Below are 16,045 nucleotides of genomic sequence, written 5' to 3' on the forward strand. Positions count from 1 at the left end.
CAGGACGGTGACGACCGCGCCGGACAGCGCCGCCGAGGTGGCCACGCAACTCCTGGAGATCACCGGGGAGGCGCTGCTGTCCGGCGCGTTCGACCGTTTTGCCGAGTGTTTCCGGCTGCCGCAGGTGGTGGCGACGATGGACGGCGCGCGGGTGCTGCGCACGCGCGACGACCTGCGGCGGGTGTTTGACGAGGTGCGCGGGCTCTATGCCGAGCTGGGCGTGGCGCGGCTGGACCGCTGGGTCGAGGCGGCGCTGTTCGACGGGCCCGACCGGATCCGCCAGGCGCATGTCACGCACCTGCTGTCGAAGGAAGGCGCGCTGTTGCGGCCGCCCTTTACCGATCTTGCCGAGATCGTGAGGGAGGACGGGCGCTGGCAAGTCGTCGGCAACCAGTACACGGTCGAGACGGACACCGACCATGGCCGCGCGCTGCTGAGCGCGGGCGTGCGGCCCGAGGCCGAAGCCGGACCGGACAGCCCGGCGGCGGCGGTCTTTCAGGGCATCCTGGACCGGGTGACACGGGCCTTTCTGACCGGCGATTTCGAGACGATGTTCGCCGCCGTGCAGCTGCCGCTGTTCGTGCAGGCCAGCCAGGGCACGCGGGTCTTTGCCACCCGGGACGAGGTGGAGGCCGACTTTCGCCGCTACGTCACGGAATTCCGCGTCCACGGGGTGACGGATGCCGTGCGCAAGGTGACCAGCGCCGAGATGGTGGGCGCACGGCGCATCACCGGCGGCTATCGCACGCATATCCTGAGCGGCGCGCAGCTGGTCGTTCCGGCCTACAAGAGCGCGATGACGGTGGAACAGGGCGACGACCTGGCCTGGCGGATGACGTCGATCATCCACCCGATGGGGCACCTGACGCTGACGGACAAGTCGGAGGCGCGGAACCTGCCGTGCCCCGGGGACGGCAGGTCATGAGCGGGGTGCGGAACCGGCGTCCGGCCGTTGCCGCCGGACTGACCTGCAAGACCGGCGGCGACCGGACAAAGAGAGGAGCGGCGTGATGCCCAAGATCGACCTGTCCCGCGTGCCGGTATCCACCGGGTCCTCCTACCCGCCGCCGCATGACGCGGCGATGGCCGGGCGCAGCGCGCAGCGGCTGGGCGACGCCTCGGGGCTGACCCAGTTCGGCGTCAACCTGGTGCGGTTGGCGCCGGGCGCGATGTCCTCGCTGCGGCACTGGCACGAACGGCAGGACGAATTCCTGGTGGTGACCGAGGGCGCGCTGGTGCTGGTGGATGACACCGGCGAGACGCCTCTGGTGCCCGGCGATTGCTGCGCCTTTCCGGCCGGCGACGCCAACGGGCACCACATCGTCAACCGCGCGGAGACCCCCGGCGCCTTTGTCGTGGTCGGCACAAGGACCGAGAGTGAGACGGGCTGGTATTCCGACGTCGACATGAAGGTCGAGATGGCGGACGGCAGGATGCGGTTCCTGCGGCGCGATGGAGGGGAGCTTGACCCGTCATGACCGACCCCACCTTTACCGATGCCGAATTCGAGCGGTTCCTCAAGGACATCTCGGTCGCCTTCATGCGGCCGGAGTTCACGCTATGGCGGCGCCGCCTGCTGTTGCCGTTCAGCATGGTGACGGCGGACGGCCCGGTCACGCTGCACACCGACGCCGACGTGGCGCGGAACTTTGCGCTGTACCTCAAGGCCTGCGAGGCGATGGGGCTGAACCTGGTGCACCGCGAACCGATGGGGATCGAGCAGTGCCCGGACGGCACCGTGCTGGCCACCTACCGCACCCACCTGATGCACAACGCGACGCGGCTTGCCGACCCCTATACCTCGACCGCGCTGCTGCATCCCTGCCCTGACGGCTGGCGCATGTCGGCCATCCTCAACGCCCGTGGCCACCATACCTGGACCGGGCGCCCGCCAACAAACTCTGGAGAGTGACAATGACTGATTTCACGATGGAAAAAGGCGCCGATGGCGTCGCGGTGATCACCTGGGACGTTCCCGGCAAGTCGATGAACGTGATGACGCTGGAAGCCTGGGACGTGCTGGAAGGGCTGGTCGACGAGGCGCTGGCCGATGAGGCCGTCAAGGGCATCGTCATCACCTCGGGCAAGGACAGCTTTGCCGGCGGGATGGACCTGAACGTGATCGCGAAGATGAAGGAGATGGCCGGCGACGACCCGGCCAGGGGGCTGTTCGACGGGATCATGAACGCCCACCGCATCCTGCGCAAGATCGAGCGCGCCGGCATGGACCCCAAGACCCTGAAGGGTGGCAAGCCGATCGCCACCGCCCTGCCCGGCACCGCGCTGGGCATCGGGCTGGAAATCCCGCTGGCGACGCACCGGATCTTTGCCGCCGACAACCCCAAGGCCAAGATCGGCCTGCCCGAGATCATGGTCGGCATCTTTCCGGGCGCGGGCGGCACCACGCGGCTGGTGCGCAAGATGGGGGCGATGGCGGCCTCGCCCTTCCTGCTGGAGGGCAAGCTGTCGGACCCGAAGAAGGCCAAGGCGGCGGGGCTGATCGACGAGGTGGTCGCGGATCCGCTGGCCGCTGCGAAAGAGTGGGTTTTGTCGGCCAAGGATGCCGATATCGTCAAGCCCTGGGACGCCAAGGGCTACAAGATGCCGGGCGGCGCGCCCTATCACCCGGCGGGCTTCATGACCTTTGTCGGGGCCTCGGCCATGGTGAATGGCAAGACCAAGGGCGTCTACCCGGCGGCCAAGGCGCTGCTGTCGGCGGTCTACGAAGGCGCCTTGGTGCCCTTTGATACCGCGCTGAAGATCGAGGCGCGGTGGTTCACCCACGTGCTGATGCACCCGTCGTCGGGGGCGATGATCCGGTCGCTGTTCATCAACAAGGAGGCGCTGGAAAAGGGCGCGGTGCGTCCGGCGGATGTGTCCGACCAGCGGGTCAGGAAACTGGGCGTGCTGGGCGCGGGCATGATGGGCGCGGGCATCGCGCTGGTGTCCGCGCAGGCGGGCATCGAGGTGGTGCTGCTGGACCGCGAGCTGGCCGCCGCCGAGAAGGGCAAGGCCTACAGCGCGGATTATGCCGCCAAGGGGGTGAGCCGCAAGAAGATCACCCAGGACAAGGCCGACGAGATGCTGGCGCGGATCACCGCGACCGCCTCGTATGACGATCTGAAGGGCTGCGACCTGATCGTCGAGGCGGTGTTCGAGGATCCGAAGGTCAAGGCCGAGGTGACCAAGGCCGTGGACGCGGTGACGGACGCCGACTGCATCTTTGCCACCAACACCTCGACCCTGCCGATTTCCGACCTGGCCAAGGCGTCGAAGAACCCGGAGCAGTTCATCGGCATCCACTTCTTCAGCCCGGTGGAAAAGATGCTGCTGGTCGAGATCATCAAGGGCAAGGCGACCGGCGACCGCGCGGTGGCCAAGGCGCTGGATTTCGTGCGCCAGATCCGCAAGACGCCGATCGTGGTGAACGACGCGCGCTTCTTCTACGCCAACCGCTGCATCATTCCCTACATCAACGAGGGCATCCGCATGGTGGCCGAGGGCGTCGCCCCGGCGCTGATCGAGAATGCCGCCAAGATGGTGGGGATGCCGCTGGGTCCGCTGCAACTGGTGGACGAAACCTCGATCGACCTGGGGGCCAAGATCGCCCGCGCGACCAGGGCGGCGATGGGGGACGCCTATCCCGATGGCGCGGTGGACGAGGTCATCTTCTGGATGGAGGGCGAGGGACGGCTGGGCCGCAAGGCCAGGGCCGGCTTCTACGACTACGACGAGAAGGGCAAGCGCGCGGGCCTGAGCGCGGCCGTGTCGGCGAAGTACCCGCAGGCGGCCGAGCAGCCCGACGTGACCGAGGTGCAGCACCGGCTGCTGTTCGTGCAGTCGCTGGAGGCGGTGCGCGCGTTGGAGGACGGCGTTCTGATGGACATCCGCGAAGGCGACGTGGGGGCGATCCTGGGCTGGGGCTTTGCGCCCTGGTCGGGCGGCCCGCTGTCCTGGCTGGACATGATCGGCGCGCCCTATGCCGCCGAACGCTGCGACGAGTTGGCCGCGACGTTCGGGCCGCGCTTTGCCTGCCCTGCCCTGCTGCGCGACCTCGCCGAAAGCGGCGAAGGGTTCTATGAGCGGTTCGGCGGCGCGAAGGCGGCGGCCTGACATTGCAGCGGGGAGGCCCCAAGGCTGGCCTCCCCTAGCGCCCCCGCAGGAGCCCATCATGCCCGAACCCGTGTTCACCGCCCTGAAACCCGGACCGCCCAGGCTGGAGGAGACGGCGGCGCTGGCCGGGCATCTGCACGCGGGCCAGGTGGACAAGGCGGGACAGCCCTACATCGGTCACCTGGTGCGGGTGTCGCGGCACCTGCTGCGGCTGTTTCCCGACGCCACCCCGGACGAACGCCACGCCGCCTGGCTGCATGACGCCGTGGAGGACACCGCGACCACGCCGGAGGACCTGCGCGCGCTGGGGTATTCCGAGACGGTCATCGCCATCGTGCGGGCCGTGACCAAGACCGACGCGGCGATCAGCTATGCCGAGCGGATCGACCTGATGGCCCGCGAGGCGCCGCTGGGCGCGCTGCGGGTGAAGCTGGCCGACCTGTCGGACAATTCGGACCCGGCGCGGCTGGCCACGCTGCCGCCCGAGCGTGCCGCGAGCCTGGGCGCGCGGTATCGCGCCGCCATTGCCCGCCTGACCGAGGAACTGGCCGCGCGCGGCTGAACCGTGGTGTCAGACGCCCGGCGGCCCCGTGTCGAGATGGCCGGAATAGGCGATGAGGCGGGGCCCGCCCAGTGGCAGCGCGATGGAAATGTCAAAGCGGTAGCGCCCGCCCTCGGCCCATTCCCGCGCGGTGACCCGGGGCCACAACAGGCGCGGCAGCGGCAGGCCCAGCACGCGCACCCAGGCGGTCTCCAGCGCCAGCCCCTGCGGCCCGGGGCGCAGCCATGCGGCCAGGGTCAACGGCCCCAGCCGCTCGGCCAGTGTGCCATCGGGCATGGCGGTCTGATGCGAGGCCATGACATGCGCCCCGATGCGCCGGGTCCAGCGCGCGCCGCCGCCTTCGGGTGCGGTTTCGAACACCAGCGGGGCATCGGTGACCGCGCCGGGCAACCCCGCCAGCCGCGCCAGCAGGCGCAGCGGGGCCAGCGGGGCGGCCAACACGGTGATCCGCCCCTGAAACCGGCCGAAACCGCCATGCAGCGCCCGGCACGGCCCTGGCAGATCGGCCAGCGCCGCGCCCAGCAGCTGGGCATAGGGGGTCACCCGACCAGCCTGCGGCGCACTTCGGCGTCCGGCAGGCCGCAGAGATCGCCGCCGCCGAACAGCCGGTAGCGATTGCGCGCGACGCGGGCGTAGAGCCAGTCCTGCACACGGCGCGGCAAGAGGTGCAGCAGCCGCAGGGGCACAAAGGCGCGGTGGAGAAGGGGAAACAGCGTCGCCGCCGCGTCGAGCGAGCCCTGGGCCCGGCCGTCACGGATCAGCAGCCAGGTGTCGGGGTCCTCCGGGTCGAGGCCGAAGTGCGCCAGCAGCCCCTGCCCCAGCGCCGATTGCGCGGTACACAGGCGCACCGCGTCGCCGCGGTCCAGCCGCGCAATGCGCCGCGCCGTCGCCGAGCACAACCCGCAGGCGCCATCCAGCACCACCAGCATGCGGGTTTCGTCGAACGCCGGCACCGCGGGATCGTCGCGCCAGGAATAGGGCTGTCTGTCGATGGGGCGCATGTGGAACCTCCGGATGGTGGTATAGCCGGGGTCGCGGCGCGCGCCAATCGAAAGGCGCGGCCCGGGGCAATGGCTAGAATTGTCGGTTTTCCGGCGCCTGCGCGCCACGGTCCGGCCCGGCCCGGGTGCATTCCGATTTTCAGAACGAAACCATGCAGTTGACGACGCGCACAACCCCTGATGGCACCGGGCGGACATTTGCCCCCGTGGCGGTTGGGGGCGCCGGGGCGGCCGGACCGGCTTTTGGAACGCTTTGTTAATTTCGCGTCCGTAATCCTGCGGTCCGTCAGATGTGCCGTGACGACGCACATGCCGTGCCACCGAGGATGCCATATCGCGATGTCAGACATCAGTTTCCATGCCCTGGGTCCGGCCCGGGCCCGATCCGGCGAAGATCCACTGGTTTCTTTCCTGCTCGACGCCCGGCGGATGCCGGTGACCGTCTCGGCGCGCAATGTCGCGCGACTCGACTCGCACCGGCTGCAACTGCTGCTGGTGGCGCAGAGGCAATGGGCGGTCGACGGCATCGGCTTTGAGGTGACCGAGATGGCGCCCAGTTTCCGCGAGGGGCTCGAAAGGCTTGGTCTCTCCCCCGATCATTTCGACAAGGAACAGCTGCAATGACGACAAAAGTCCTGGCAATCGACGATTCACGAACGATCCGGAACCTGCTGCGCGTGTCCCTCGAAGGCGCGGGGTTCGAATTCCACTCGGCCTGCGACGGGCAGGAAGGGGTCGATGTCTTTCCCGACGTGGACCCGGATGTCGTCATCACCGACATCAACATGCCCAAGATGGACGGCTTTGGCGTGATCGACACCCTGCGCAGCGGGCCGAACCGCACCAACGTGCCGATCCTGGTGCTGACCACCGAAAGCTCGGACGCGCTGAAGGCGCGGGCGCGGGCGGCCGGGGCGACCGGCTGGATCGTGAAACCTTTCGACGATGCCTCGCTGGTGTCGGTGCTGCGGCGTTTGACGGGGCATATGGGCTGAAATGTCAGGCAATTCCATCAAGGACACCTTCTTCGAGGAATGCGAAGAGCTTCTCGAAGCCCTGGTCGAAGGGCTCGCCCAGATGGAGGCGAGCCCCGACGACATGGAGGTGATCAACGCGGTCTTCCGGTCGGTCCATTCGATCAAGGGCGGCGCCGGGGCCTTTGGCCTGGACCGGCTCGTGTCCTTTGCGCATTCGTTCGAAACGGTGATGGACAAGGTCCGCGACCGCGAGCTTGCCGTCGATGCCAAGCTGATGAGCCTGTTCCACAGGTCCGGCGACCAGCTGGCCGACCTTGTCGCCGCCGCGCGGGACGACAGCCCGCTTGACGACGACGCGGAAACCGCACTGCTGAAGGAGCTGGAGGCCTATCTCGGCACCGAGAGCGCCGAGGAAGAATTCAGCTTTGAAGCGGTGACGCTGGATTTCGACGGCCCCGAGGTGGCGCTGCCGCCGGCCGACGACGCCGCCGGGCTGCGGGTGTTCGACATCCGCTTTGCCCCGACACGGGCGCTGTACGAGAACGGGCACGAGCCGCTGCTGATCTTCGACGCGCTGGCCGAACTGGGCACGCTGGAGGTCGAGGCGGACCTGGGCAAGCTGCCGGAGTTCGACAGCTTTGACCCGTCGGACGCGGTGCTGTCCTGGACGCTGCGCCTGACCACCTCCGAGCCGGAAACGACGCTGCATGAGGTGTTCGAATTCGTCGAGGGGCTGTGCGCGCTCGAGGTGTCGGTGGATGCCTCCGCCCTGCCCCTGCCGGCCGTGCCCGTGGCGGTGCCGGAAACCGATGACGACGTCGCCGAGGACGAGAGCAGCCCGGCCGCGTCGGCAGAGGCCGGGCCATCGCGCCCCGAGCCGCGCAGCGGGCCGGAGCCGGACCGCAAGGCCGCCGCCGGGTCTGCCGCCGCGGCATCCGCCTCCAAGGAGGCGCGTGGCCCCAAGCCGACGCTGCGCGTCGATCTCGACCGGGTGGACCGGCTGATCAACACCGTGGGCGAGTTGATCATCAACCAGGCGATGATCTCGCAGCGGATCGAGGAACTGGACCTGCCGACCGTCGCCCATCTGACCAACGAGCTGGAAGCCTACAAGCTGCTGGCGCGCGACATCCAGGAAGGCGTGATGGCGATCCGCGCCCAGCCGGTCAAGCCGCTGTTCCAGCGCATGTCGCGGATCGTGCGCGAGGCCTCGGACGCCACCGGCAAGAAGGCGAAGATGGTGACGGTCGGCGATTCGACCGAGGTCGACAAGACGGTGATCGAACGGCTGGCCGATCCGCTGACGCACATGGTGCGCAACGCGGTGGACCACGGCCTGGAACAGCCCGAGGTCCGCACCGCCGAAGGCAAGGACCCGACCGGCACGATCCGCCTCTCGGCCGCGCACCGCTCGGGCAGCGTGTTCATCGAAATCGCCGACGACGGTGCCGGGCTCAACCGCGAACGGATCCTGCAGAAGGCGGTCGAGAAGGGGCTGGTGCCGCCGGAGGCCGAACTGTCCGATGCCGAGATCGACAACCTGCTGTTCCTGCCCGGCTTTTCCACCGCGGGCCAGGTCTCGGCCCTGTCCGGGCGCGGCGTGGGCATGGACGTGGTCAAGAACGCGGTCCACGCGCTGGGCGGGCGGGTGTCGATCACCTCGACCCCGGGCAAGGGCACGACCTTTGCCATCGTCCTGCCGCTGACGCTAGCGGTGATGGACGGCTTCGTGATCTCCGTCGGCGACCAGACGATGGTGATCCCGATTTCGTCGATCCTGGAGACGATCCGACCCAACCCGCGCGACATCCACGTGGTGGGGACCGACAGCGAGGTGGTCAGCGTGCGCGGGTCCTACGTGCCGATCGTCGACGTGGCCGAGAGCCTGGGCCTGCACGGCAGCGGCGACGACAAGGGCACCGGCATCCTGCTGCTGGTCAGCACCGAGATGCAGGGGCTGACCGCGCTGCGGGTGACGGCCATCCACGACCAGCGCCAGGTGGTGATCAAGAGCCTGGAAAGCAACTATGCCGCGATCCCCGGCGTCTCGGCCGCGACGATCCTGGGCGACGGCAAGATCGCCCTGATCCTGGACCCGGAAGAGCTGATCAGGCTCGCCCACACCTCGGGCACCGACCCCTTTGCACAGCACAGCAGAATGGAGCTTCGTCATGGCTGAGCCCGCGGAAGCGCTTGTCGATACGCAATTCGAATTCATCACCTTTTCGGCCGGCGGCCAGAGCTACTGCCTGGAGATCACCCAGATCCGCGAGATCCGCCGCTGGACCCCGGTCACCGCCCTGCCGCACACCCCGGACGACGTGCTGGGAGTGATGAACCTGCGCGGGGCGGTGATCCCGATCTTTGACCTCTCGGCGCGCTTCGGCCTGGGCCGCACCCCGGCGAACGAACGCAACGTGGTGATCGTCGCCGCGGTGGAGGGGGCCACCATCGGGTTGCTGGTGGAGTCGGTGTCGGAAATCCTGTCGGTGGAAAAAGGCGCCATCCAGGAAACCCCGGACATCAAGTCCGAGGCGACGCGCAACAGCATCCTGGGCATGATCTCGGTGGATGACGCCATGGTGCGCGTGGTCAACCTGGGCGCGGTGATCGACTCCGGGAAAGGCCTGCCTTCATGAGCACGCCGCCGCCGGGCGCCTTCATGCGCGACATTCCCTTCAGCGACGCGGATTTCCGGGCCATCGCGGAACTGGCGCAGGCCCGCTTTGGCCTCAACCTCGCCGAAAGCAAGAAGCCGCTGGTCTATTCCCGCCTCTCGCGGCGGTTGAAGTCGCGGCAGGTGACCAGCTTTTCCGACTACCTTGCGCTGCTCAACCGGCGCGACGAGGAAGCCGAGCGGCTGGAGCTGATCTCGGCCCTGACGACCAATGTCACCAGCTTTTTTCGCGAAAGGCACCATTTCGACACGCTGCGCGAGGCACTGGCCGGCGACCTCGGCAAACGCGCGCGCGACGGCGGCCGGGTGCGGATCTGGTCGGCCGGGTGTTCCTCGGGCCAGGAGCCCTATTCGATCGCGATGACGGTGCTGGAGGCGGTCCCCGAGGCCGCGCGGCTGGACCTGCGGATCCTCGCCACCGACATCGACCCCAAGATCGTCGAGAAGGCCCGCGCCGGGGCGTACCCGGCCGAGGAGGTCGCCGGCATCCCGGCCGGTCCGCGGGGAAAATGGCTGTCCGCCCTGCCCGGCGACGAGACGCGCCATGCCGTGTCGGCGGACCTCAAGGCCCTGATCACCTTCAACGAGCTGAACCTGGTCAACAGCTGGCCGGTCAAGGGGCCTTTCGACGTCATCTTTTGCCGCAACGTGGCGATCTATTTCAGCCAGCAGACCCAGCAGACGCTCTGGCAGAGGTTCATCGCGATGCTGCCACCCGGGGGCCTGCTGTTCATCGGTCATTCCGAGCGGGTCTCCGGCCCCGCCCTGCAAGACGTCCAGGGCGTCGGGATCACCAGCTACCGCAAGCTGCAAGGCGCGGCAAAGCCGCCGCTGCAATAGGAGAGCAAGATGGGATTGAAGGACCAACTCAGGGTCATGGTCGTCGACGACATGGCGACAAGCCGTGGCCTGATCACCCAGGCGCTCGATGACATCGGCGTCAAGAACTACGTCACCGAGAACGACGGCCGCGCCGCGCTGGAACGGATGGCGACGAACCCGGTGCACCTGGTGCTGTCGGATTTCAACATGCCCGGTCTCGACGGGCTGGGCCTGCTGAAGGCGGTGCGCAGCCATCAGGCGACGCAGAAGATCGGCTTTATCCTGGTGACGGGACGGCCGACACCGGAGATCGTCGCCGAGGCAAAGCGCCTGGGCCTGAACAACATGATCAAGAAGCCCTTTACCTCGGCCTCCATGAAGCAATGCATCGAAAGCGTGGTTGGGCGCCTATGAGTTTCGGCACGGGGACCGTTCTGCCGCTGCGCGTCGCGACGCAGCGCGCATCGTCCGAACTGGAGGGGCTGTACATGCGCCTGGAACGGCTGGAGCGCGGGCTTGACGCGGTGCTGGTGGCGACGCCCGCGGCGCTGGACACCCAGTCCATCGGGATGTTGCAGGAGCTGGACATGCTGCGGCAGTCCATCGGCGCCCTGGCCGACTACCTTGGGCAGGTCGCGGCCGAGACCGGGTCCGACGGCCTGGTGAACACCGCCGATGCGCTCAGCGCCGTGCCCCTGCGCGACATGGCCGAGCGGCTGGGCGGCCGGCAGAAACCCGCCGCGGCGGCCGGCCATCCCGAACTGTTCTGACACCGCGCGCGGCTGCTGTGCGCGGTGAGGTCGATTGTTGTCCAGGTGCCAGTCCCATGAAGAAGACCGTCGTCATCGCCTCACCAGATGCCCGCCAGCGGACCCTGATGGAGCAGTTGGTGGACACTCTGCCGGAGTTCCGGATCGTCGCCCGGACCGCGGACCTGATGAACACCTACAACGAGGTCGAAGAGCGGCAACCGCAGGCTGTGCTGATCTCGGACGTGCTGGCGACGCTGCCCGAGTTCGAGGTCATGCGGGCGCTGTTCGCGACGCTGGACGTGCGCTGGCTGGTGATGACCTCCGCGCATCGCAGCGGCGGCGTGGCTGGCGGCAAACAGGTCTTTGGCGGCCGCGAAGCCGGGTCGGACCTGTTTTCGATCGGCGCGGACGCCTCTGACGAGGCATTTGCCCAGCAGATGTACGCCCTGACCCGCACCGAACGGCGCGCCGTGCCGGCCGCGACGCCGGACGCGACACCGGACATGGCCCCGCCACCCCGTGCCGCCGTGTCCACGCCGCGGCCTGCCGTCGCCGACCGGCTGGCCGCCGGCCCCGTGCAGCCGCTTTCGGCGCGCCGTTCGCCGGCCTTGGCGGCGGTCCCGGCGATGACGCGGCCGCCGCCTCCGGCCCCGGTGCCGCCGGAGGGTGAGGATCGGGTGATCCTGATCGGGGCGAGCACCGGGGGGGTCGATGCGCTGCTCACGGTGCTGTCGCGCTTTCCGGCCGACTGCCCGCCGACCCTCGTCGTGCAGCACACCGGGTCCGGTTTCGGCGAAAGCCTTGCCGGGCTGCTGAACCGGCAATGCCTGCCGCAGGTGCGGCTGGCGACCGGGACCGAGAGCGTGGGGCGCGGGCAGGTCCTGATCGGCGCCGGGACCAGGGCGCACCTGGTCCTGCAAAAGGGATCGGCCACCCGGGCCTGCCTGCTGGAGGACGGGCCGGTTTCCGGGCACGTGCCCTCGGTGGACATGCTGTTTTACTCTGCCGTGCCCGTCGCGGCCCGGGTGACGGCGGCGCTGCTGACCGGCATGGGGCGCGACGGCGCGGCCGGGATGAAGGCGCTGTTCGATGCCGGGGCCTGCACCATCGCCCAGGACCAGGCAAGCTGCGTCGTCTACGGCATGCCGCGGGCGGCGGTGGACTGCGGCGCGGTGCAAAGAGTGCTGCCTCTCGACCGGATCGGCGATGCGCTGCTTGCCGCCCGGGCATCCGACAGACGCCATGGCAGGGAGTTGCACTAATGACAAAAGACCAGGAACAGGTGATCAACGTCGTGCAGGGGGAATTCAGCATATCCGAGCAGGCGGAGGTCATGCTCACGACGGTGCTGGGCTCCTGCATCGCCGTCTGCATGTTTGACCCGATGCGCCGGATCGGCGGCATGAACCACTTTCTGTTGCCCAGCCGCGAGGGTGAGCACGTTGCCAACGTGCGCTACGGCGCCTACGCGATGGAGCTGCTGATCAACGGGCTGCTGCGGCAGGGCGCGGACCGGAGCGAACTGCGGGCCAAGATGTTCGGCGGGGCCAGCATGATGGGCAACCTGCGCGACATCGGCGCCTCGAACGCCGCCTTTGCGCGGAAATTCCTGTCCGACGAGGGGATCCCCTGCGTCGCGGAAAGCGTGGGCGGCACCTCGGCCCGGCGCATCCGCTTCTGGCCGACAACCGGGCGGGTGCGGCAGCTGATGGTCTCGGGCGACGTGGCGGCGCTGCCGGTGGAAAAGCCCGCGCCGATCCCGCGCCCGAAACGTGCGGAGGAAATCACGCTTTTCTGACCGGGCGTTCGGCGCTATCCCGACCTGCGGCGGTGCGGCGTCCCAAGGCAGGACCTCGCCCGCGCCCAGTCAGGAAGGCCGGAATGCAGAACAGCGCACATCCCTTCACCCGTGACCTGGTGCTGATCGGCGGCGGGCACACGCATGCGCTGGTGCTGCGGATGTGGGGCATGAACCCGCTGCCCGGCACGCGGGTCACGGTGATCAACCCGGCACCGACCGCACCCTATTCGGGCATGTTGCCGGGCCACGTGGCGGGACACTACCTGCGGGACGCGCTGGAGATCGACCTGGTGCGGCTGGCGCGGTTCGCCGGGGCGCGGGTGGTCATCGGCGCGGCCACGGGGATCGACCGCGCCGCGCGGCTGATCCATGTCCCCGGGCGCCCGCCCGTCGCGTATGACATCGCGTCGATCGACATCGGCATCACCACGGACCTGCCCGACCTGCCCGGCTTTGCAGACCATGCCGTGCCGGCCAAGCCGCTTGATGCCTTTGCCACGGCCTGGCAGGCCTACCTGTCCGGGGACGGACCGGCCGAGGTGGCGGTGATCGGCGGCGGCGTGGCGGGGGCCGAGCTGGCGCTGGCCATGGGGCACGCCTTGCGCGCAAAGGGGCGGGCGGCGGTGATCCACCTGGTCGAGAAGGGCACCGCGCTGAGCGCCTTGCGCCCGGCCGCGGCACGGCGCCTGCGGCGCGGCCTGGCGGAGGCCGGTGTCTGCTTGCGCGAACAGGCCGAGGTCACGGCTGTCACCGCCGAAGGCCTGGCGCTGTCGGACGGGACGATCCACGCGGGCTTTGTCTGCGGGGCGGCGGGCGCACGGCCGCACCCCTGGCTGGCGGAGACCGGGCTGACCCATTCGGCAGGGTTCCTGACGGTGGACCCACAGCTGCGGACCTCGGACCCGCGCGTCTTTGCCGCCGGAGACTGCGCGCACATGGCCTATGCGCCGCGCCCCAAGGCCGGGGTCTACGCCGTCCGGCAGGCCCCGGTCCTGCACCGGAACCTGTTGGCCGCGCTGCGCGAAACCGGGCCGTTCAAGACGTACCGGCCACAGAGCGACTACCTCAAGCTGATCTCGCTGGGCGAAAAATCCGCGATGGGCGACCGCTTTGGCCTGACATTCTCAGGCCCCTGGGTCTGGCGCTGGAAGGACCGCATCGACCGCAGCTTCATGGACAAGTTCAAGCGCTTGCCGAAGATGGCCGCGCCCGCCCTGCCCCGGCCGCGCGCCGCCGGCAGCGCGGAGCTGGGCGACAAGGTGCTGTGCGGTGGCTGCGGCGCCAAGCTGGGCCAGGGCGCGCTGAACGCCGCGCTGGGCTGCGGGCTGCTGCCGGGCGACGACGCGGCGGTCATCGAGATCGGCGGCGTGAACACCGTGCTCAGCACCGACCACCTGCGCGAGATGGAGGCCGATCCGGTGGTCATGACGCGGATCGCGGCGCAACACGCGCTGAGCGACATCTGGGCCATGGGCGCGCGGCCCCGGGCGGCGGTCGCCAGCGTGATCCTGCCGCGCATGGCGCCGACTCTCGCCGCGCGCAGCCTGACCGAGATCATGACGGCGGCACGCGAGGTCATGGCGGAGGCCGGGGCCGAGATCGTCGGCGGCCACAGCTCGCAAGGGGCGGAACTGACGATCGGCTTTACCGTGACCGGGATATGCGAGGGCGCACCGATCCGCCTGTCCGGCGCCCGGCCGGGCGACGCGCTGATCCTGACCAAGCCGATCGGATCCGGCGTGGTCATGGCCGCCGAGATGGCCGGCACGGCGCGGGGCGACGAGGTGGCGGCGGTGCTGGAGGCGATGCAGGTGTCGCAGGGGGCGGCCGCTGCGGTGTTGCGGGGGGCCCATGCGATGACCGATGTCACCGGCTTTGGCCTGCTGGGCCACCTGCGCAACATCTGCCTGAACTCCGGCACCGGCGCCGAGATCAAGCTGGAAGCCGTGCCGGTCCTGCCCGGGGCGCTGCGGCTGGCCGCGGAAGGCGTCCGCTCCAGTCTCTACCCTGACAATCGCGCGCCCTTCCCCGACCTGGCCGACACGCCCCGGCATGACCTGCTGATCGACCCGCAGACCTCCGGCGGCCTGCTGGCGGCGGTGCCCGGCGACCCGGCGGCGCTGTTGGCAGAGTTGGCGGCGGCGGGCTACGGCGCGGTCTGCATCGGCCGGATGACCGACGCGGCGGGTCAGATCCGGATCGTGTGAAGACGCTCGGCAAGCCGGTCGGCGAGATCGTCCAGCGATGCGGGATCCAGCGCCGCGGTCTCCTCGCGGTGCAGCACCTGCGGCGCGGTCGCGCGCATCGAGGTGCGGTATGCCGGATCGTAGTGATCCTCGGCCAGCGAGCGGCAGAGGGCCAGGCGGTCGCCATCGGCGATCAGCGTCTCCCAGGCGTCGACCAGCGCGTGGCCACGGTGAAAGCGCAGCGGCGCGAGCTTTGCCTTCAGCCGTTCGCCGTCGGCCAGGATATCCTCGTAGGCCTCGGCCAGGTAGCGCGCGCGTGCCTTCAGCGGGGCCGCGATCTCGACCCAGGGGGCGGTTTTCATCGCGTCCCAGAGCGCGGGCGGCAGGTTGATCTGGCCGATCTTGCTGCTTTCCGCCTCGACCACGACCGGTCGCGCCGGATCGAGATGATGCAGGGCCTGCGCCAGGTCCGATTCGAATCCCTTCTGCGCCGGCTGCCCGCCCGGCATGTCCCCCAGCAGAGATCCGCGGTGCCGCGCCAGCCCTTCGAGGTCCAACACCTGAACGCCGCGTCGGGCCAGCCGCGGCAACAGGGCCGTCTTGGCGGTGCCGGTATAGCCGCCCAGTTGCACCAGCCGGTGCGGCAGCGGCATGTCGTAGAGACAGGCGGTCACCAGCCGGCGATAGGTGCGGTAGCCGCCCTGCACCACGTCGGCGCGCCAGCCGATCTCGCGCAGCATCCAGGTGAAGGCGCCGGACCTCTGCCCGCCGCGCCAGCAGTAGACCAGCGGCCGCCAGGCGCCGTCGTGATGCGACAGACGCTGCTCGATATGGTTGGCGGCGTTGCGGAACACCAGCGCGGCGCCCAGTTTGCGCGCCTTGAACGGGCTTTCCTGCTTGTAGATCGTGCCGACCCGGGCGCGTTCGTCGTTGTCGAGGACGGGCAGGTTGATGGCCCCGGGCACCCGGTCCTCGGCGAACTCGGCCGGGCTGCGGACGTCGATGACGGCGTCGAAGCCGTGCGTGTAGAAGGTATCGAGGCTGTCGGCGGCGAGGGTCATTCCGACGGTCTATCCCGCCCCGTCGGGGTTGAAAAGCGCCCTGCACGGGTGGTTCGATTTCCGCTGCAAAACCCGCTGGACACCGGCTGAGAC

18 protein-coding genes are annotated in these 16,045 nt (G+C 69.3%); 15 read left to right on the forward strand and 3 right to left on the reverse strand.

Translation table 11 applies throughout. From position 1 onward, the window contains the following. Positions 1–7 precede the first annotated feature (7 nt). The 5 genes from MAA8898_RS16550 (at position 8) to MAA8898_RS16570 (ending at position 4,675) form a co-directional block, all read left to right on the forward strand. On the forward strand, positions 8–925 hold the full coding sequence (locus MAA8898_RS16550) for a hypothetical protein (RefSeq protein WP_094022135.1): 918 nt from the start codon (positions 8–10) through the stop codon (positions 923–925). 85 nt (positions 926–1,010) lie between these two features. Then, positions 1,011–1,478, forward strand: a complete 468-nt coding sequence (locus MAA8898_RS16555) for a cupin domain-containing protein (RefSeq protein ID WP_094022136.1) — start codon at positions 1,011–1,013, stop codon at positions 1,476–1,478. Next, on the forward strand, positions 1,475–1,912 hold the full coding sequence (locus tag MAA8898_RS16560; protein ID WP_094022137.1) for a hypothetical protein: 438 nt from the start codon (positions 1,475–1,477) through the stop codon (positions 1,910–1,912). Before MAA8898_RS16555 ends, MAA8898_RS16560 begins: the two co-directional genes overlap by 4 nt. A gap of 2 nt (positions 1,913–1,914) precedes the next feature. Next, entirely contained in the window at positions 1,915–4,113 is a 2,199-nt protein-coding gene (locus MAA8898_RS16565) for a 3-hydroxyacyl-CoA dehydrogenase NAD-binding domain-containing protein (protein ID WP_094022138.1), read from the forward strand. A 58-nt stretch (positions 4,114–4,171) separates the two neighbouring features. Then, entirely contained in the window at positions 4,172–4,675 is a 504-nt protein-coding gene (locus MAA8898_RS16570) for an HD domain-containing protein (RefSeq protein WP_176445197.1), read from the forward strand. A gap of 9 nt (positions 4,676–4,684) precedes the next feature. On the opposite strand, the gene MAA8898_RS16575 is transcribed toward MAA8898_RS16570, so the two are convergent. Together MAA8898_RS16575 and MAA8898_RS16580 are read right to left on the reverse strand one after the other, a co-directional pair. Beyond that, positions 4,685–5,218 (reverse strand): DUF4166 domain-containing protein, encoded by a 534-nt coding sequence (locus tag MAA8898_RS16575; RefSeq protein WP_176445198.1) that lies wholly within the window; start codon positions 5,216–5,218, stop codon positions 4,685–4,687. Further along, positions 5,215–5,676 carry a thiol-disulfide oxidoreductase DCC family protein gene (locus tag MAA8898_RS16580; protein ID WP_094022141.1) on the reverse strand — a complete coding sequence of 154 codons (462 nt, stop codon included), beginning with the start codon at positions 5,674–5,676 and terminating at the stop codon, positions 5,215–5,217. Before MAA8898_RS16580 ends, MAA8898_RS16575 begins: the two co-directional genes overlap by 4 nt. A 339-nt stretch (positions 5,677–6,015) precedes the next feature. On the opposite strand from MAA8898_RS16580, the gene MAA8898_RS16585 reads away from it, so the two are divergent. The 10 genes from MAA8898_RS16585 to selD all read left to right on the forward strand — a co-directional run bounded on the left by MAA8898_RS16585 (position 6,016) and on the right by selD (position 14,912). Further along, entirely contained in the window at positions 6,016–6,300 is a 285-nt protein-coding gene (locus MAA8898_RS16585; RefSeq protein WP_094022142.1) for an STAS domain-containing protein, read from the forward strand. Further along, positions 6,297–6,671 (forward strand): response regulator, encoded by a 375-nt coding sequence (locus tag MAA8898_RS16590; RefSeq protein WP_094022143.1) that lies wholly within the window; start codon positions 6,297–6,299, stop codon positions 6,669–6,671. Before MAA8898_RS16585 ends, MAA8898_RS16590 begins: the two co-directional genes overlap by 4 nt. A gap of 1 nt (position 6,672) precedes the next feature. Beyond that, entirely contained in the window at positions 6,673–8,832 is a 2,160-nt protein-coding gene (locus MAA8898_RS16595) for a chemotaxis protein CheA (protein WP_094022144.1), read from the forward strand. Continuing rightward, positions 8,825–9,292, forward strand: a complete 468-nt coding sequence (locus MAA8898_RS16600) for a chemotaxis protein CheW (protein ID WP_094022145.1) — start codon at positions 8,825–8,827, stop codon at positions 9,290–9,292. Before MAA8898_RS16595 ends, MAA8898_RS16600 begins: the two co-directional genes overlap by 8 nt. Then, on the forward strand, positions 9,289–10,170 hold the full coding sequence (locus tag MAA8898_RS16605) for a CheR family methyltransferase (protein ID WP_094022146.1): 882 nt from the start codon (positions 9,289–9,291) through the stop codon (positions 10,168–10,170). The genes MAA8898_RS16600 and MAA8898_RS16605 overlap by 4 nt, the downstream gene beginning before the upstream one ends. A 9-nt stretch (positions 10,171–10,179) precedes the next feature. Next, the gene (locus MAA8898_RS16610; RefSeq protein ID WP_094022147.1) at positions 10,180–10,566 is read left to right on the forward strand and encodes a response regulator; all 387 of its coding nucleotides are present in this window, start codon (positions 10,180–10,182) and stop codon (positions 10,564–10,566) included. Further along, a complete protein-coding gene (locus tag MAA8898_RS16615; RefSeq protein WP_094022148.1) occupies positions 10,563–10,922 on the forward strand; it encodes a DUF8776 family protein in 360 nt (119 codons plus the stop codon). Before MAA8898_RS16610 ends, MAA8898_RS16615 begins: the two co-directional genes overlap by 4 nt. Before the next feature lie 56 nt (positions 10,923–10,978). Further along, a complete protein-coding gene (locus tag MAA8898_RS16620) occupies positions 10,979–12,166 on the forward strand; it encodes a CheB methylesterase domain-containing protein (protein WP_245853439.1) in 1,188 nt (395 codons plus the stop codon). Next, positions 12,166–12,702 (forward strand): chemotaxis protein CheD, encoded by a 537-nt coding sequence (locus tag MAA8898_RS16625; protein ID WP_094022149.1) that lies wholly within the window; start codon positions 12,166–12,168, stop codon positions 12,700–12,702. Before MAA8898_RS16620 ends, MAA8898_RS16625 begins: the two co-directional genes overlap by 1 nt. Positions 12,703–12,785: 83 nt before the next feature. Then, positions 12,786–14,912, forward strand: coding sequence for a selenide, water dikinase SelD (selD, locus tag MAA8898_RS16630; protein ID WP_094022150.1), 2,127 nt, complete (start codon positions 12,786–12,788; stop codon positions 14,910–14,912). Here selD and mnmH read toward each other — a convergent pair. Further along, positions 14,894–15,952 carry a tRNA 2-selenouridine(34) synthase MnmH gene (gene mnmH / locus MAA8898_RS16635; RefSeq protein WP_094022151.1) on the reverse strand — a complete coding sequence of 353 codons (1,059 nt, stop codon included), beginning with the start codon at positions 15,950–15,952 and terminating at the stop codon, positions 14,894–14,896. The two genes, selD and mnmH, sit on opposite strands and share 19 nt — an antisense overlap. Between the last annotated feature and the right edge of the window lie 93 nt (positions 15,953–16,045).

Origin of the sequence: Antarctobacter aquimaris (assembly GCF_900184945.1) — a bacterium.
In the GTDB taxonomy this organism is placed as follows: domain Bacteria; phylum Pseudomonadota; class Alphaproteobacteria; order Rhodobacterales; family Rhodobacteraceae; genus Maliponia; species Maliponia aquimaris.

Coding starts and splice junctions, on each gene's coding strand:
- MAA8898_RS16555 (WP_094022136.1), top strand. CDS start 1,011: ATGCCCAAGATCGACCTGTCCCGCGTGCCGGTATCCACCGGGTCCTCC.
- MAA8898_RS16560 (WP_094022137.1), top strand. CDS start 1,475: ATGACCGACCCCACCTTTACCGATGCCGAATTCGAGCGGTTCCTCAAG.
- MAA8898_RS16565 (WP_094022138.1), top strand. CDS start 1,915: ATGACTGATTTCACGATGGAAAAAGGCGCCGATGGCGTCGCGGTGATC.
- MAA8898_RS16570 (WP_176445197.1), top strand. CDS start 4,172: ATGCCCGAACCCGTGTTCACCGCCCTGAAACCCGGACCGCCCAGGCTG.
- MAA8898_RS16580 (WP_094022141.1), bottom strand. CDS start 5,676: ATGCGCCCCATCGACAGACAGCCCTATTCCTGGCGCGACGATCCCGCG.
- MAA8898_RS16585 (WP_094022142.1), top strand. CDS start 6,016: ATGTCAGACATCAGTTTCCATGCCCTGGGTCCGGCCCGGGCCCGATCC.
- MAA8898_RS16590 (WP_094022143.1), top strand. CDS start 6,297: ATGACGACAAAAGTCCTGGCAATCGACGATTCACGAACGATCCGGAAC.
- MAA8898_RS16595 (WP_094022144.1), top strand. CDS start 6,673: ATGTCAGGCAATTCCATCAAGGACACCTTCTTCGAGGAATGCGAAGAG.
- MAA8898_RS16600 (WP_094022145.1), top strand. CDS start 8,825: ATGGCTGAGCCCGCGGAAGCGCTTGTCGATACGCAATTCGAATTCATC.
- MAA8898_RS16605 (WP_094022146.1), top strand. CDS start 9,289: ATGAGCACGCCGCCGCCGGGCGCCTTCATGCGCGACATTCCCTTCAGC.
- MAA8898_RS16610 (WP_094022147.1), top strand. CDS start 10,180: ATGGGATTGAAGGACCAACTCAGGGTCATGGTCGTCGACGACATGGCG.
- MAA8898_RS16615 (WP_094022148.1), top strand. CDS start 10,563: ATGAGTTTCGGCACGGGGACCGTTCTGCCGCTGCGCGTCGCGACGCAG.
- MAA8898_RS16620 (WP_245853439.1), top strand. CDS start 10,979: ATGAAGAAGACCGTCGTCATCGCCTCACCAGATGCCCGCCAGCGGACC.
- MAA8898_RS16625 (WP_094022149.1), top strand. CDS start 12,166: ATGACAAAAGACCAGGAACAGGTGATCAACGTCGTGCAGGGGGAATTC.
- selD (WP_094022150.1), top strand. CDS start 12,786: ATGCAGAACAGCGCACATCCCTTCACCCGTGACCTGGTGCTGATCGGC.
- mnmH (WP_094022151.1), bottom strand. CDS start 15,952: ATGACCCTCGCCGCCGACAGCCTCGATACCTTCTACACGCACGGCTTC.